The 14,624-nt window shown below is 46.8% G+C and carries 11 protein-coding genes; 4 read left to right on the top strand and 7 right to left on the bottom strand.

Annotated features, from left to right (window positions below):
* Positions 1-20: 20 nt before the first annotated feature.
* The 3 genes from JT717_RS16485 to JT717_RS16475 all read right to left on the bottom strand — a co-directional run bounded on the left by JT717_RS16485 (position 21) and on the right by JT717_RS16475 (position 4,691).
* On the bottom strand, positions 21-1,241 hold the full coding sequence (locus JT717_RS16485; protein WP_205511602.1) for a YdcF family protein: 1,221 nt from the start codon (positions 1,239-1,241) through the stop codon (positions 21-23).
* 5 nt (positions 1,242-1,246) lie between these two features.
* Positions 1,247-2,116, bottom strand: coding sequence for an exodeoxyribonuclease III (locus JT717_RS16480; protein WP_205511601.1), 870 nt, complete (start codon positions 2,114-2,116; stop codon positions 1,247-1,249).
* Positions 2,117-2,297: 181 nt separating this feature from the next.
* A complete protein-coding gene (locus tag JT717_RS16475; RefSeq protein ID WP_205511600.1) occupies positions 2,298-4,691 on the bottom strand; it encodes a hypothetical protein in 2,394 nt (797 codons plus the stop codon).
* Positions 4,692-4,865: 174 nt separating this feature from the next.
* On the opposite strand from JT717_RS16475, the gene JT717_RS16470 reads away from it, so the two are divergent.
* Entirely contained in the window at positions 4,866-7,109 is a 2,244-nt protein-coding gene (locus JT717_RS16470) for an ATP-binding cassette domain-containing protein (protein WP_205511599.1), read from the top strand.
* 56 nt (positions 7,110-7,165) lie between these two features.
* On the opposite strand, the gene JT717_RS16465 is transcribed toward JT717_RS16470, so the two are convergent.
* Positions 7,166-7,666, bottom strand: a complete 501-nt coding sequence (locus tag JT717_RS16465; RefSeq protein WP_205511598.1) for a CAP domain-containing protein — start codon at positions 7,664-7,666, stop codon at positions 7,166-7,168.
* Positions 7,667-7,900: 234 nt separating this feature from the next.
* Between JT717_RS16465 and JT717_RS16460 the strand changes: the two genes are divergently transcribed.
* From JT717_RS16460 to JT717_RS16450, 3 genes are read left to right on the top strand one after another with little or no spacing between them, the layout of a single operon-like run.
* Positions 7,901-9,700 carry a tetratricopeptide repeat protein gene (locus JT717_RS16460; RefSeq protein ID WP_205511597.1) on the top strand — a complete coding sequence of 600 codons (1,800 nt, stop codon included), beginning with the start codon at positions 7,901-7,903 and terminating at the stop codon, positions 9,698-9,700.
* Positions 9,701-9,741: 41 nt separating this feature from the next.
* Positions 9,742-11,022: a vanadium-dependent haloperoxidase gene (locus JT717_RS16455; protein ID WP_205511596.1), complete on the top strand. Its 1,281-nt coding sequence runs from the start codon at positions 9,742-9,744 to the stop codon at positions 11,020-11,022.
* A 7-nt stretch (positions 11,023-11,029) separates the two neighbouring features.
* Positions 11,030-11,989, top strand: a complete 960-nt coding sequence (locus tag JT717_RS16450; RefSeq protein WP_205511595.1) for a homocysteine S-methyltransferase family protein — start codon at positions 11,030-11,032, stop codon at positions 11,987-11,989.
* Positions 11,990-12,080: 91 nt separating this feature from the next.
* On the opposite strand, the gene JT717_RS16445 is transcribed toward JT717_RS16450, so the two are convergent.
* From JT717_RS16445 to JT717_RS16435, 3 genes are all read right to left on the bottom strand, one after another.
* Complete coding sequence (locus JT717_RS16445; RefSeq protein ID WP_205511594.1) at positions 12,081-13,322, bottom strand: MFS transporter; 1,242 nt, start codon at positions 13,320-13,322, stop codon at positions 12,081-12,083.
* Positions 13,323-13,406: 84 nt separating this feature from the next.
* A complete protein-coding gene (locus tag JT717_RS16440) occupies positions 13,407-14,351 on the bottom strand; it encodes a helix-turn-helix domain-containing protein (RefSeq protein ID WP_205511593.1) in 945 nt (314 codons plus the stop codon).
* 72 nt (positions 14,352-14,423) lie between these two features.
* Positions 14,424-14,624 (bottom strand): hypothetical protein (locus JT717_RS16435; RefSeq protein ID WP_205511592.1); only part of this gene is annotated, 201 nt, incomplete at its 5' end.

Genomic DNA, 14,624 nt, shown 5'->3' with positions numbered 1-14,624 from the left:
ATCAGTATTGATTAAGGGGATTAAGGGTCGAGCGGCTCCAGGGAATTTATCTGGCAGGAATTTTCTGAAGGTATATATTCCGTTTCGTTGGCACGTACCTTTTTAATTGCACTGTAGGGCGTATAACCAAGTTCTTTTATCACCTTATTATGCATGGCGCCATTAATATAGGTATTCTGGCCAGGATCGGTCACGATCAGCACCGGCTTATCGGCTGGCATTTTAAAATGAAATACGATGCGGCTGGTATTGCGCAGGTTCGTGGTCGTGTGCCGGGCATGCGGCTCGATGATCACGGCGGCTGCAGGAATATGCAACACCTCTACCAGGTATTTTTTCATTTCAACTGCTTCGCAATAGGGTGTCTTGTATGGATGAACATGGCCGCCAGAAACAACAATGAAAGGCGCTTTACCGGCGCGATAGCGAAGAGCGGCGCTATCGCATCTTCTTGCGCCATTGGGATCGAGCTTTACATCCGGTTGTTCAGGCCCCAGCCCGGGCACCAGTATTACGCTATAGGGATAGGATCTCCATTTTATTTTCTTCGATCGCCGGTATGCTTCGGCATTTTCTTTTTTGAATAAGGGTTCGTACCGGGCGGCTTCATTGCGGCCATTTAAACGCAGCGCTTCCAGCGTAAGCAGGAGGGGAATACTGAAGAATGCGGAAGATGTATCTTTCATCAGCCTGGCCAGGCCGGCAGCGACACTGTCGCGAAAGGCCGGATCATTTTTCGAAAAACTGATGGAATCGATCTTTGGATACAGGGGTGCACGCCCTTCGAGATAGATGCCCAGAATATAATTAATGCCCTTTGCATCTGCCTGCCAGGCTTTGCGCACAAAAACAGCGTCCGTCTCTTTTGCAAAGAGTGGATAAGGGCCACCGGTTTTTATTGCGTGCACCAGTTTCCTGATCTTTTCATTGCCTAACACCAAACCTGCCAATGCATCGCCGATGGAATCAATCTCACCAGGGGTGAATTGCAGGCTGCCGCTGAAGCAGGCCGCCGTTTGGCATTGTTTTGCATCCTGTGCAGCAGACGCCAGCCTCTTCCTGATGCTTATAAAAGTTGCTGGTTCTTTGTGTAGTTTCTGCAAGGCCGGCTCTAACATATACAGAAAAGGAAAATTCTTCATGAGCAGGATCTGGTCTTCTTCAGACAAGGCCAGGGCTTCTGAAACATGGAGGAATAACAGGAAACAACAGCCAATAATTTTTACAAACACTTTTTTCATCGTCTTTATTTCAGGTCAAGTAATACAGGGTAATGGTCTGAATAATTATCGGTGAAAGTATCCACCAATACCCGCGCTGCCGCGATCTTTTTCACCAGGTCTTTACTAACAAATATAAAATCGATCCGCGATGGCACATCGGTACCGGTCTTTGGCTCAAACCGTTTTGGATGCACTGTTTTCACAAAGGAGGGGGTTGTTGTTTTCAGCGCATCGATGAAGCCGCTGGCGGTTATTTTTTCAATGACCGTATAATCGAGCCTGCCATTGACCAGCTTTTGAACGGGTGCATACTTTTTTTCATAGGCCTGGTAATTGGCCACCATGCGCCCATCGCTGTAACTCGCAGCATCATCCGGCGATACCGTATTGAAATCGCCCATGATCACCCACTTTTCTTTTTTGGCTTGCGCATTGATTTGCGCCAGCAAGAGGTCTACTTCCTGGCGGCGTTTGCGGTAATCGAAGGGTGTAAAATGCAAGGAAACTATGTTCACGTCTTTTACCCGGGCTGTGATAAAACCCCGGTCCATATTATCACTTATCTTCTGTACGTTCACGATTGGGTATTTGGATGTAATCGCCACCGGGTATTTCTCACCTTCGATCAACAATACTGCATAGGGATGTCCATACTGCTGTGCCAGCTGCTCCAGGGAAGCCTGTGTAAAACCTGTCACCTCCTGCAGCGCCAGCACATCGGGATCCATCTCCTTCAGCCATTGAACAAATACAGGTTTGCCGGCAGCGGTATCCAACCGCATACCCTGCAGGATGTTATAGGTAATGAACCGCAATCGATTGCTTTGGGAATAAACCGGATCTTGCACCAGTAAGCCGAAAATAAAAAGGACCGCTTGAAAAAATCGCCGCATAACAAATATTTAATTACAATTTTAACCGACTGCTTAACTGATAAAGACACAAAAAGGCGAAAAAGGGAGAGCAGGAAAACGAAATAAATTTTAAAAGAAGTGGAAATCATCAGCGCGCCGGCAAATGGCCAGGCCTTTGGCAGTGAATGGCCATTGCCATGAAGGTATAACCCAGCGATCTTTATTTCACGTCAAAGAAAGAAGTGGCATAGAATAAATTATTCCCGGCTACGCCATTGATCACAATGCGATAGCGGCCGCTGATGTCGCTGGTGTAAAAACTGGCGCTGGCTTTTCCATCTTTATCAAATGTGAACATGGGCGACCAATAAATCGTGGAAATGTATTTTGGAACACCCGAAGCTTCACTAAAATCGTCTACATAAAATTCCTTTCCCAGCTTTATTCCTTCATACTCCTTGTTATTCTCACCCATGCCGCACCCTGCATAAACAATTACGCCACCTCCATTCATGCGATAGGTCTGCCCTTTCACTGGAGGACGATTGCCCGGGTCACCCACATGGCCATAACAATTCAATTTATTATAGGAACAAACAAAATCGCCGCAGGCATTGGTAGCGGAGAAAGTGCTGTTAGCGCCCCGATAGCCTTTTACAGTAACCACCGCCAGCTGTTTTACTTTTTTCAAATCCGCTAACATCATATCCTGCGCATATTGCAGATACTTGTCCGGATCTGTTTTGTTGAATGGTATGACCGATGCCAGTTTTTTATTTAACGCTACATATGGGTCCTCGATGACCACTGTATTTTTTTCAATTTTATCTCCTGTCAGTAAAAACAATTTCTTCTCCTGCGGTACCTGTAACTGATCGAAGGAAAATTGAAAACGGCCCTTCGCATCGGTTTTCACAAATGTAACACTGTTTTGGCCGCCTAACAGGGTTATGGAAACCGGCTTCCTGATCTTACCTTCTCCCGGCACAACGTATCCTGTTATCGCAGGTGAATTAAAGACAGGCGGGTTATGGTTCCCGGCCAGTAATTCCTGCCAGCTGTATCTTCTCCAGCCCCGCACCAGCAACAGATCTTCCAGGTAACCAGCATCGCGGAATCCATCACCCGTACGATAGGGCGGCGCGTCCTGCAATTCGGTATACAGGTAAGCAAAGGATTCAAGATCCTGGTGTTTGCTATGCTCAAACCGGTTCGCCTGCGCACAGCCAACCGCAGCGAAACCTGTAACCGGCTGTTGGTTATTGCTGAGTTGAAAAGAGACTGTTACTTTCTGCCGCTTCTCATATACTTTTTGATCTGGGGTAATGGTGCAGACTGCTTTATGGTTGTAATGCGCAAAGAAAAGGCGTTCTGCCAGTGGCCGGCCATTACTATCGAGCAGGGTAATGGCGGTAAGTCCTTTCGGAATTTCGTTTAACAACACCAATACCCGCACACCACCTGGTTTTACGCTAAGTGCCTGTTGATTGAACACCCTTCTGAAATTATGCACCACCATATTTACCTGTGAATAGCCATTTGCGAAAACACTCAGTCGAAGAGAATCGCCGGTGATGGCTTTTGGTACGCTGCAGGTCATTCCTTGCACTAATACGGTTGGCAATGTATAGGGCGCTTGTTTCAATAACATGCCGGCCGGCCATTTTATGGGTTTAACCTGGTAGGTAGCGCCTGCACGAGGCACCAGTACAAAGCGGCCCAGGCCTTGCTCATTTGTCTTTATAGTGTCGATGGGTCTTTGACCTTCAAACAACACTGCCTGTGTGATCACCGCTTCGCCAAAGCTGCTTTTCGATTCCCAACCTATAGTACAGGGAATCTCTGATACCAGGCTCCCGCCTTCCGGATAAAATCTCAAATCGAGTTCCCGTACCAGGGCCGCTCCCGGCCATTTATGCTGCAGGTACTCCACATCGCCCTTGTGTTTGATCTTTGCGATTACAACGGCTGGTGAAGCAGACGCTGCAGTGAATACCAGCAAATTCTGTCGATACATCCCATTTTTATCCGTTCGCGCATTGATCACTTTGCTGTTTCCGCACCATAACGACAATTCCGCATCGCGAACCGGCTGCCCGCTGGTTTTGTTCCTAACAGTGATCAGCAGGTCTTTTCTGCCGGCAGTGTCTTCCAAAAGGGTGGCGGCAGCCACAAATTCAGATTGCCGGAGCGACCGCACCCTGATATCCTGCGTAAACAAAGCCAGCGGCAAACTATCAGCTCCCATTATATTGGTGCTTGCCACCAGTTTATATTCACCCGGTGCTATGGAATCGGGCAATTGCAAACTGCCATAACTATACCCATTGTTCATGGCAAACTTTTGTTGCTTTACTGGTACCTGTAAGTCGGCAGGCACCAGCATTAGGGATAGAAAATGGTGAAGCGGTACAGAATCAGACCCGCATTGCAGCATCCAGGCGCTGAACCAAATCTGTTCATTATTGGTGTAAATATGTTTATCGGTATGTAGGTAAAGCTGATCTGAATTCTTTGCCAATGCATACGCGGCCATTCTAGACGATATGTCATCGGTTTGACCGTATGCATGTTGGAGACACAAGAAAAGAATAAAGGTCAGCAGGTATTTCATAGCTACAATATTAAATGTCATTGTTTATCTCTGCAAGGGAAGGGCAGTTAAATCAAATTAATTGTCGTTTCTGTACAAGGTAGAAAAGCTATTTTTTCCGAAATTACATGCCCTTTTCTTGTTTCGGCCTGCGCGTATTGTATTTACATCAATTACAGATATCTAAAATAAATTATGCAAAAGGAGTATATCGAAATCAAGGGCGCCCGGGAAAATAATCTCAGGAATGTTTCCCTGAAAATCCCCAAACGAACTATCACCATATTTACCGGTGTATCAGGTTCGGGTAAATCATCAATTGTTTTTGACACCATTGCAACGGAGGCGCAGAGGCAGTTATATGAGAACTTCAGCATGTTTGTGCGCAATTTTCTGCCCCGCTATGCGCCGCCGCAGGCAGAGGCCATTGAAAATTTAAGCATGGCCATTGTCGTTGATCAAAAAAGACTGGGCGGTGGTTCAACTTCCACCGTGGGCACCATCACCGATATTGCGCCGGTGCTGCGTTTACTGTATTCCAGGGTAGGACAACCGCATGTTGGTTATTCCAATGCATTTTCATTTAACGATCCGCAGGGTATGTGCCCTGAGTGCAGTGGCCTGGGGAAAAAGATGGGTGTTAAAGCCGAATCTTTTCTCGATATGGATAAATCGCTGAAAGAAGGCGCTGTGCAGGTGCCGGTTTTTGCGTCGTGGGAAATTGCCATGTATTCGAGCTCCGGCTTTTTTGACGTTGATAAAAAACTGCGCGATTACACAACAGAAGAAATGGACCTCTTGCTGTACAGCAAACCGCAGAAAGTAAAAATGCAATTTGGGGGTGGTATTATAAATGTTACCTATATGGGTATCATTGAAAAATTTACCAAAGCCTATATTAAACGCGACCTGAAAACCCTTTCTGAAAGAACGCAAAAGAAAGTGGCGCCATATATCGGGTTGCAGCCCTGCCCTTTATGCAAAGGCGCCCGCCTGAGCCAGGCAGCCCTTAGCTGCAAGATCAATGGAAAGAATATTGCCCAATTAAGCGCTATGGAAATTACCGACTTGATAGGTGCGCTGGAAGCGATCAAAGAACCGGTAGCAGCGCCGATCTTAAAAACGCTTCTTGAAAGATTACAACACCTGGTTGATATCGGCCTGGACTATCTCAGCCTTGATCGCGAAACCAGCACCTTGTCGGGCGGTGAATCGCAGCGCATCAAGATGGTAAAACATTTAAGCAGCAGTTTGGTCGACGTGATGTATATTTTTGATGAGCCAAGCGTAGGCCTGCATCCCCGTGATGTGCATCGCCTGAACGACCTGCTCAAAAAACTCAGGGATAAGGGGAATACCGTGATTGTTGTAGAGCACGACCCCGATGTTATAAAGATAGCCGATCATATAGTGGATGTTGGGCCACACGCCGGAAACCGTGGCGGCAATATTGTTTTTGAAGGCAGCTTTGATAACCTGTTGAAAGCGCAAACGCTTACCGGCCGCTTCATGAAACAAACGATCCCTGTCAAAGAAGCTTTCAGAAAACATACCGGTAAACTACCAATTCGAAAAGCGCGGGTGAATAACCTGCAAAATGTAAATGTAGATATTCCAACTGGGGTATTAACTGTAATAACCGGCGTGGCAGGTTCAGGAAAAAGTTCCCTTATACATCATGCATTCCTGCAGCAACATCCAGATGCGATTGTAATAGATCAGTCAGCCGTTGGCACTACTTCGCGGTCTAACCCCGCTACTTATACGGGCATAATGGACGATATCAGAAAAGCGTTTGCCTCGGCCAATAAGGTCAGCGCTTCCCTGTTCAGCTTTAATTCAAAAGGCGCCTGCGAAAACTGCCAGGGCGCCGGGGTGGTATACACCGATCTCGCATTTTTGGATGGTATTAAGATCCCTTGTGAAATCTGTGAAGGCAAGCGATTTAAAGAAGAAGTGCTGGCTTATCAACTCGACGGCAAATCCATTGCTGATGTATTGAACTTAACCGTTCAGGGCGCACTCGATTTCTTTAAGCAAAAAGAAATTCAAAAAAAGCTGCAGGCGATGAGTGATGTAGGCCTCGATTACCTGACGCTGGGACAACCATTAAGCACTTTATCGGGCGGGGAATGTCAACGCATTAAACTGGCCAGCGAGCTGCATAAAAAAGGAAGTGTATATGTAATGGATGAGCCTACAACCGGTTTACACATGTCTGATATAGGCCACTTGCTGGCGATCATCAACCGCCTGGTAGATGCAGGCAATACCGTGATCATCATTGAACATAATATCAGCATTATTAAAAATGCCGACTGGATCATTGACATGGGCCCTGAGGGCGGTCATAAAGGCGGACAGGTACTGTTTGAAGGAACGCCGAAAGACCTGTTAGAAGCGAAGCAGTCGATCACGAGTGCGTATCTGAGGGACTGAAGAAGTAAAAGAAATAAACCCGGCCGATGATAACCGGCCGGGTTTGTTGAATATATTTAATTGGAAGCAAAGATCTGCGTAAAATAAAGAGTTCCTTTTCTGTCGGCAGCCACGCCGATACCGGTCAGGTTATAATCGCCTTCAATATTCTGCCGGTGCATCGGGCTCTTTAACCAGTTATCAACCACTTCCTTTGCAGTGGTGCTGCCCAGGGCAACATTTTCGGCTACGCCGGAAGCACCATTGATAGCAGGGGAACTCGTGATCCGTTTCATACGGCCCTGAAAGCCGTTGTGACCAAAGGAAGTACGCCGGGCCGCCATATTTTCACTGTGCTTTTGTGCCTCTGCACTAATGGTGGCATTCATCGTGAGCGGGCGCAATCCTTTCTTTTTGCGGTAAGCATTAACATACTTTAGAATATCATCCTCCATACTTGCCCGTACAGCGGCAGCGGTAACATATGCAGGCGCCTTTTTAACAGGCGTTTTTAAGGGATGTGAACTGGCCTGAAGAACGATACAGGACAAGAGGGCAGGGAAAAAAATTGGTTTCATACTTTAATAGGGTTGACTGGCGACATTATAGCCAATTTCAGGCCATAAAAATATAAAGGATTATTAATACTGATTGCTGAATTCCGGATAAGTTTGTGATTACCCGCCCGTAAACTTTCCATAGTGAAAACCTGACCACCGTCATGTCAAATGTTAATTTAAGAAAGTACCCGCTTTGTGTTATTGGCGCCTTTCTTAAATAGGATACTTTTGCAGAACCAGTAAAGAACGGGGATGCAAGCCAATGACCATATAACCCTTACGATCTTTCCATTTGAAGATCTTTCTTTGCAAAAAGAACTGGGTATTTTCTGCAGGTCTTTCAGCACTGATCTCACAACCGAGCTGTCGCGATTCCGGCAGTTCCGCATCATCAAATTACCTGCTGCCCAAATAAATGCTGATCCCTTTTCAAACAACTTACTCGACTCTTTAACAACAGATTATTTTATCCAGGGTACTTTCCGTTGTGAAAAGGAACTGGTGCGTATCAATGTTCAATTATACAATAGCAATACCCGGCACATGGTTTGGGGCAATCGCTTCGAAGGTACGCTTAGCGGCCTGCATGCCATGCAGGATGATCTGCTGGCTGCGGTAGCAGGGGTGTTGCAGCATCAGATCAATAACGACCTGCTTACCAGGATGCGCAAAAGACCCAGCGTAGCGTTCGGCGCATATGAACATTGGTTATATGGTATGGAGGAGGTTAAAAAAGGTTCGGTAGAAAGTGATCTGAAAGCCCGTGAACATTTTCAAAAAGCGTTGGAGATACAACCCGATTATGCCCTGGCCTATACCGGCATGTCGATGACCTATTTCAATGAATGGAGCTGCCAGTTATGGGAACGTTGGGATGTATCGCGCACCGGCGCTTACGAATGGGCGCAGAAAGCCATTGAGCTCGATGATCAAAACCATGTTACCGCCATGGTCATGGGTAAAATATTCCTGTATGAAGAATCCTATGATACGGCCGAGTTCTATTTCAGGAAATCATTGGTACTGAATCCCAATGACCCTGACACCCACATGCAGATCGCATTGTGCTTTTTATTACTGGGCAAAGAGCAGGAAGCGCTGGAGATCTATGAGAAGACCCTTCAATTGCTGCCTTTTAATACAGACAACTACTTTATCATTGGCGTATTGATCTATTTCAGACTGGGCGATTATGCGAAAGCCGCCTCGCTCATTAAGCCAGAGCAGAAAGCGAAAATTGCGAATGCCGATGCTTATTACGCCGCCATTTATTATTACCTGCAGCAGCCGGAACGTATGCAGTATTACTGGAATTTATACCTGGAAACTTACCGCAAACTGATCAGCAGGGGAAAAGACTTCACCGCCGAGGAAGCTATTGATTGGATAACGAAGATCAATCCTTACCGATATAAAACCAACCTCGATGAATTTCTGCAGTTTATCAGCAACGGCCATTTCAGGATCAGGCAGGAACCTGAAATCGTCCGGCCCGTTCAACCAGCCATGGAAAATTATTTCCTGAAAGAAGCGGCCGCATGGAAGCTTTCTTACGATGGCACCCTGGTGCAAATGCCCGAACTGAAAGGCTTTTATGACATTCAAAAAATGTTGCGCGAACCGCGCCAGTTATTTCATTGTGCCGAACTCATGGGCAGCAGCGTGAATGACCAGGGAGAAAAGCTGATCGATGAAAAAGCCAGAAAGGAATATCAGCGAAAGATCCTCGATCTGCAAATTGACCTGCAGGAAGCAGAACAGCGCAGTGATTTTGCCCGTATTGAAAAATTACAGGCGGAATATGACAAACTGGTGGATCACTTATCCAGGTCCTTGGGCCTGAAAGGAAAAGCGAGGGAAAGCGGCAGCACGGTAGAAAAAGCAAGGTCGGCACTCACCTGGCGCATCCGCAATGCCATTGCACGTATTGAACAACACCACCCCCTGTTGGGCGCGCATTTATCGAACGCCATTAAAACCGGGATCCTTTGCGCTTATCAACCCGACCGTGACATTAGCTGGACTACGGAAGCCGCCGCCCTCACATTGTAAGGCGCCAACTTACGCTTCATTGGTTATAAAACACATAAAAAATGAAGCACGTAAGAAATTTCGGATTGATGGCGGGAATGTTGATTTCCCAGTTTACACTGTCCTGTTCAAGGAACAATTATCCTGCTGATCCTGTCAAAACGCTACGCAATGATGTAGTATTACAATGGAATGAAGTGGCCTATGAAAGTTTTGGCGGTGCCAAATACCAGCATTCGCTGATGGCCTCCCGCATTAATGCTATGGTGCATATCGCCATGCATGATGCATTGAATGGTGTGTACCCGCGGTACACTACGTATGCATTCAGCGGTAAAGATGCGGGTGCAGATCCGGTAGCGGCAGCTGCAACAGCAGCACATACCGTGTTACTGCATGAACTGCCGGCCAAAAAAGGGTTTCTTGATTCTGCATGGCAGCAATCACTGGCGCCTGTTTACGATGGTGATGCAAAAGAAAGGGGCATAAAGCTCGGCAAAGAAGCAGCCGGGGCCATTATTGCTCAACGTACCGACGATGGTTCGGCAGGCAATCCAATGGTGCCCATACCCGTTACAGATGTTCCCGGGAAATACCAGGTAGTGCCGCCCTTCAACTTTTGCTTTGCGCCTTATTGGGAAAATCTACGGTTGTTTGGCCTGCAAAAGAAAGATCAGTTCCGCGTAGCAGCGCCGCCTGCCTTAAACAGCGCAGCCTATGCTACTGCCTTTAATGAAGTAAAGGAAAGCGGCCGATTGAACAGCGCCACCCGTACCACCGACCAAACAGCTTATGCAAAATTCTGGTATGAATTTTCCGAAGCCGGTTGGAACCGTGTAGCACGCACTGTGGCCGTGAATAAAAAATTAAACCTGCTGGAAACCGCCAGGCTCTTTGCCCTGGTCGATATCGCACTGGCCGATGCGTATACAGCAGGCTGGGACTCGAAGGCGTATTATGATCTCTGGCGGCCCTATACAGCCATTCATCACGCCGCCACCGATGGCAATGATCAAACAACAGCTGATGATCAATGGCTGCCCCTGGAAAACACCCCGCCTGTACAGGATTACCCAAGTACCCACAGCGCTTTAGGCAGTGCCGCAGCAACGGTGATGGCGAAGATATTAAGCGATAATACAAGCTTTACCATGACATCACCTACCGCATTCCCTGCCGGCAGCACCAGGAGCTTCAGCAGCTTCAGCCAGGCGGCCAAAGAAAATGCCGACTCCAGAGTAAGAGCGGGTATCCATTTCCGCTTTGCCTGCGAAGCCGGATTGGAATTGGGAAACAAGATCGGCGACTGGATCGTAAACAACTATTGTAAACCTTTAAACTGATTCAATAATGGAAAGCACCGATCGCCCCTCATCTGTTTTTAAGCAGCCATTGTATGGTACAGATGGCGGACTGGAAACAACCCTGATCTTTAACCAGGGCATTGCATTGAATTCTTTTGCCGCCTTTGAATTGTTAAGCACTGAAGAAGGCCGCCAGGCCCTGACTGCTTATTACCAGCCATACCTGTCGATCGCAGCAAAGTACCGGTTGGGCTTTGTAATGGAGTCGCCTACCTGGCGGGCCAGTTCCGATTGGGGCTTTAAACTGGGATACACCCACGATGAACTGTTTGCATTGAACAAACAATCCATCAAATTCATTCGCGGGCTGGCAAGTCCTTATGCATCCACATTGTCGCATATCATTATCAGCGGAAACCTTGGCCCGCGGGGTGATGGTTATAAAGCAGACAATCGAATGACGGCTGAGCAGGCAAAAATGTATCACCTGGAACAGGTAAAAGCATTTGCCATGGCCGATGCAGATCTCATAACAGCCGTTACCATTACATACAGTGATGAAGCGATCGGTATCATTCAGGCAGCCCGGTCATTCGGGTTACCTGCTGTTATTTCTTTTACGGTGGAAACCGATGGCCGCTTACCCAGTGGAGAATTATTACGGCAGGCCATTGAAAGAACAGATCAGGCAACGGCATCTTATACCGAGCATTATATGATCAATTGCGCCCATCCGCAGCACTTTTTACACCAACTGGAAAGTACCGGTGACTGGAAAAACAGGATCTGCGGCATAAGGGCCAATGCCTCCCTTAAAAGCCATGCCGAACTGGATGAATCGGAAACCCTCGACGCCGGTGACAAATGCCTGCTGGCGGAAGGATACATGCAATTGTTTCAATTGTTACCAGCACTAAAGGTGATCGGCGGTTGCTGCGGAACCGATCATACTCATATGGAAGAGATATGGAAAACACTGGAAGCGCAGGAAGCATTAAAAGTATAGGGACGGTATAGCCATAAATTGTGACCTGTTACAGAAGCGAAAAATGCCCCTGGCCGAGCCGGGGGCATTTGCATCTTCGCATAATATGATCTTATGCCGCCGCAACGGCTGTCTCCCTTTCTTTTACCGCTTTATTCTTGTGTACCGTTTCCTGTACCACCCATTTGGTTTTTACAATGATCAGCAGCGTTCCGACGGCCAGCACGCCATAACCGATGCCCAATACGGTTTGGTTGGTTATTGTTAAGGTATTTACCAGTAAAGAACTTAAGATAGAAGTCACTACTGAAAATCCGCCACCTACCAAACCGGCCGCTTTACCCGCATACTCGGGAAAACGTGTTAGCGTGTACGACATCAGGTTATTGAATATAAATCCACCGGTACTGTGCAAAAGGAATACATACAGTAACAGCGTAGGTAAACTTTGATGATAAAAACTAAGTATTACCAGGGCTAGTACCGCTATCATTTGCAGGCTGGAGGCAAAGATCAATTTCTTTACAAATGGTTTTTTGATCAATAACCTGGAAAGCGTACCACCTGTTAATACCGAAAGCCCTGAAAAAAGCGCACAGTACCCGGTGACTTCGGGAGAAAAATGTAAACGCTGTTCGATCAGGAAGGGACTGGCCATTCCGTATAATAAGATCATCGCATAGGCAAGGCCCAATACGATCATCCCGGCACTGAAATCGGTGGTTTTTACCATCTTGCCATAGCTACCCAGGATATTTTTTATACTGAAAGGCTGTGCCTGTTTCTGCGATTCGCCCCCGATGAAAATTTCTATTAAAAAGAAAACAAAGCTGAAAATGCCCAGGAAAATAAAATTGGAGGTCCAGCCCCAGGTGGTTTGAAAGAAGCCGCCCAGGAATGGCGCTACAATAGGACCGATCGCCCAGATCACGGAGAACAGGCTGGTATATTTCTTTAATTGCTCGCCTTTGTATACATCAACGAAGAAGGATCGCTTGCTCACCACTATTACTGCTACTGTAAAGCCCTGGATGATACGCATTGCATAGATCACCGATAAACTGCCCGACCAGGCAATGGCAAAACTGGCAGCGCTGAATACCAGCATCGAGATGATCGTTGGCCAGTAACGCCCGTAACTATCCAGCAGGCCGCCCACAATTAACTGGGAAACACCATAGCTGATGATGAACAGGGAAAGCGTTAATTGAATAGAAGCAGGGGTCGTATGCAATTGCACGGCCATATCAGGCAGTGATGGAATAAAAACATCCATAGCAAATCCAGACAAAGGAATCAGGCTCAATGCAACATAGGTGTTAGCCCGTATCCGGGATTCTGTTAAATTCCTCATTGGTAATCTGTTTAATTGGCCATGTAAAGGTAGGTGAGCCGGCGCCTGCCATCATTATACCAATCAAACAGATTATTATACAATTCAAAGGTGGGTGGCAAGAACGGCATTTTGCTGCCTGAACTCCAGTGGTGTAATGGAAGCAAACTGTTTAAAGTACTTGTTGAAGTGGGAAGGATATTCAAAACCAAGGGCATAACCGATCTCGGCAATATTCCAGCTGGTATTGCGCAATAATGCCTTTGCCTCGGTAACAATGCGTTCCTGGATAATCGTGCGGGTGGATTTGCCGGAATGTTTTTTCACCATGCTGTTCAGGTGGTTCACATGCACATGCAAGAGATCGGCAAAATGAGCGGGCGTTAACAATTTCAAGGAGTTCTCAGGAGAATCAACCGGAAATTGCTGATTCAGCAGGGAGTAAAATGCATTTACCAGTCTGTCGTGCACCACAGTAGGTTGAATAAGCTGTTTTTGTTGCAGTCTTACGCCTTCATGAATGATCAGCTGCAGAATATTCCGCACCATATCCCATTTAAAAGGGTAATCCGACTCCTGCAGGCGCTGCATTTCTATAAAGTAATTATTCAAGCGGTCTTTTTCTTCCTCAGTCAGTGCAACTACCGGAAACAAAGCCGGATTGAACAAAGGGCTGGCATACTGCACATCCGGTTGTAGTTGCCCTTCAATGAACTGCTTGTTGAATATGCAGCCATAGCGGCTCACATTGGTAAAGGAAATTTCAATGGAAGCGGGCACTGATGGATGGGTAAAAATAAGACAGGGCGGATGCAGGTTGATCTCCTGGTCGTTATAGATGAGCGTTCCCTTACCCCGGCCGGTACCACTGCTTAAACAGATCTTGTAATAATCGCGCCGGTTAAACGGTGTTTTACGGGTTGGGCCGGTCGTTGGCTTTACACAAAAATGACTGGCGCCGGTGGCTACCGATAACAGGCCTTTAGGGACCGGTTGGCCCGTTCTTTCATAATACTGTACAAGACTTTCGGTTGGAATCTGTTTATCCATGGTATCACGATGAAATGATAAAAGATTGGGCTTATATAATTCAAAGGTAATAAGATCCGGGAATATTAAATGTTAAGGGTGCCTGAACGGTATTTTAGACACCCCGTTTGCAATTGCAAACCATACTGTACAAATTTGAAACACCCCGTTTGCAATTGCAAACCATACTGTACAAATTTGAAACACCCCATTTGCAATTGCAAACCATACTGTACAAATTTGAAACACCCCGTTTGCAATTGCAAACCATACTGTACAAATTTGAAACACCCC

Source organism: Longitalea arenae, assembly GCF_016924755.1.
In the GTDB taxonomy this organism is placed as follows: domain Bacteria; phylum Bacteroidota; class Bacteroidia; order Chitinophagales; family Chitinophagaceae; genus Niastella; species Niastella arenae.
This window is presented reverse-complemented; position numbering and strand designations above follow the sequence as displayed.

Excerpts from the sequence above, each read along its gene's own strand:
- JT717_RS16485 (WP_205511602.1), bottom strand. The coding sequence starts at position 1,241 with ATGAAAAAAGTGTTTGTAAAAATTATTGGCTGTTGTTTCCTGTTATTC.
- JT717_RS16480 (WP_205511601.1), bottom strand. The coding sequence starts at position 2,116 with ATGCGGCGATTTTTTCAAGCGGTCCTTTTTATTTTCGGCTTACTGGTG.
- JT717_RS16475 (WP_205511600.1), bottom strand. The coding sequence starts at position 4,691 with ATGAAATACCTGCTGACCTTTATTCTTTTCTTGTGTCTCCAACATGCA.
- JT717_RS16470 (WP_205511599.1), top strand. The coding sequence starts at position 4,866 with ATGCAAAAGGAGTATATCGAAATCAAGGGCGCCCGGGAAAATAATCTC.
- JT717_RS16465 (WP_205511598.1), bottom strand. The coding sequence starts at position 7,666 with ATGAAACCAATTTTTTTCCCTGCCCTCTTGTCCTGTATCGTTCTTCAG.
- JT717_RS16460 (WP_205511597.1), top strand. The coding sequence starts at position 7,901 with ATGCAAGCCAATGACCATATAACCCTTACGATCTTTCCATTTGAAGAT.
- JT717_RS16455 (WP_205511596.1), top strand. The coding sequence starts at position 9,742 with ATGAAGCACGTAAGAAATTTCGGATTGATGGCGGGAATGTTGATTTCC.
- JT717_RS16450 (WP_205511595.1), top strand. The coding sequence starts at position 11,030 with ATGGAAAGCACCGATCGCCCCTCATCTGTTTTTAAGCAGCCATTGTAT.
- JT717_RS16445 (WP_205511594.1), bottom strand. The coding sequence starts at position 13,322 with ATGAGGAATTTAACAGAATCCCGGATACGGGCTAACACCTATGTTGCA.
- JT717_RS16440 (WP_205511593.1), bottom strand. The coding sequence starts at position 14,351 with ATGGATAAACAGATTCCAACCGAAAGTCTTGTACAGTATTATGAAAGA.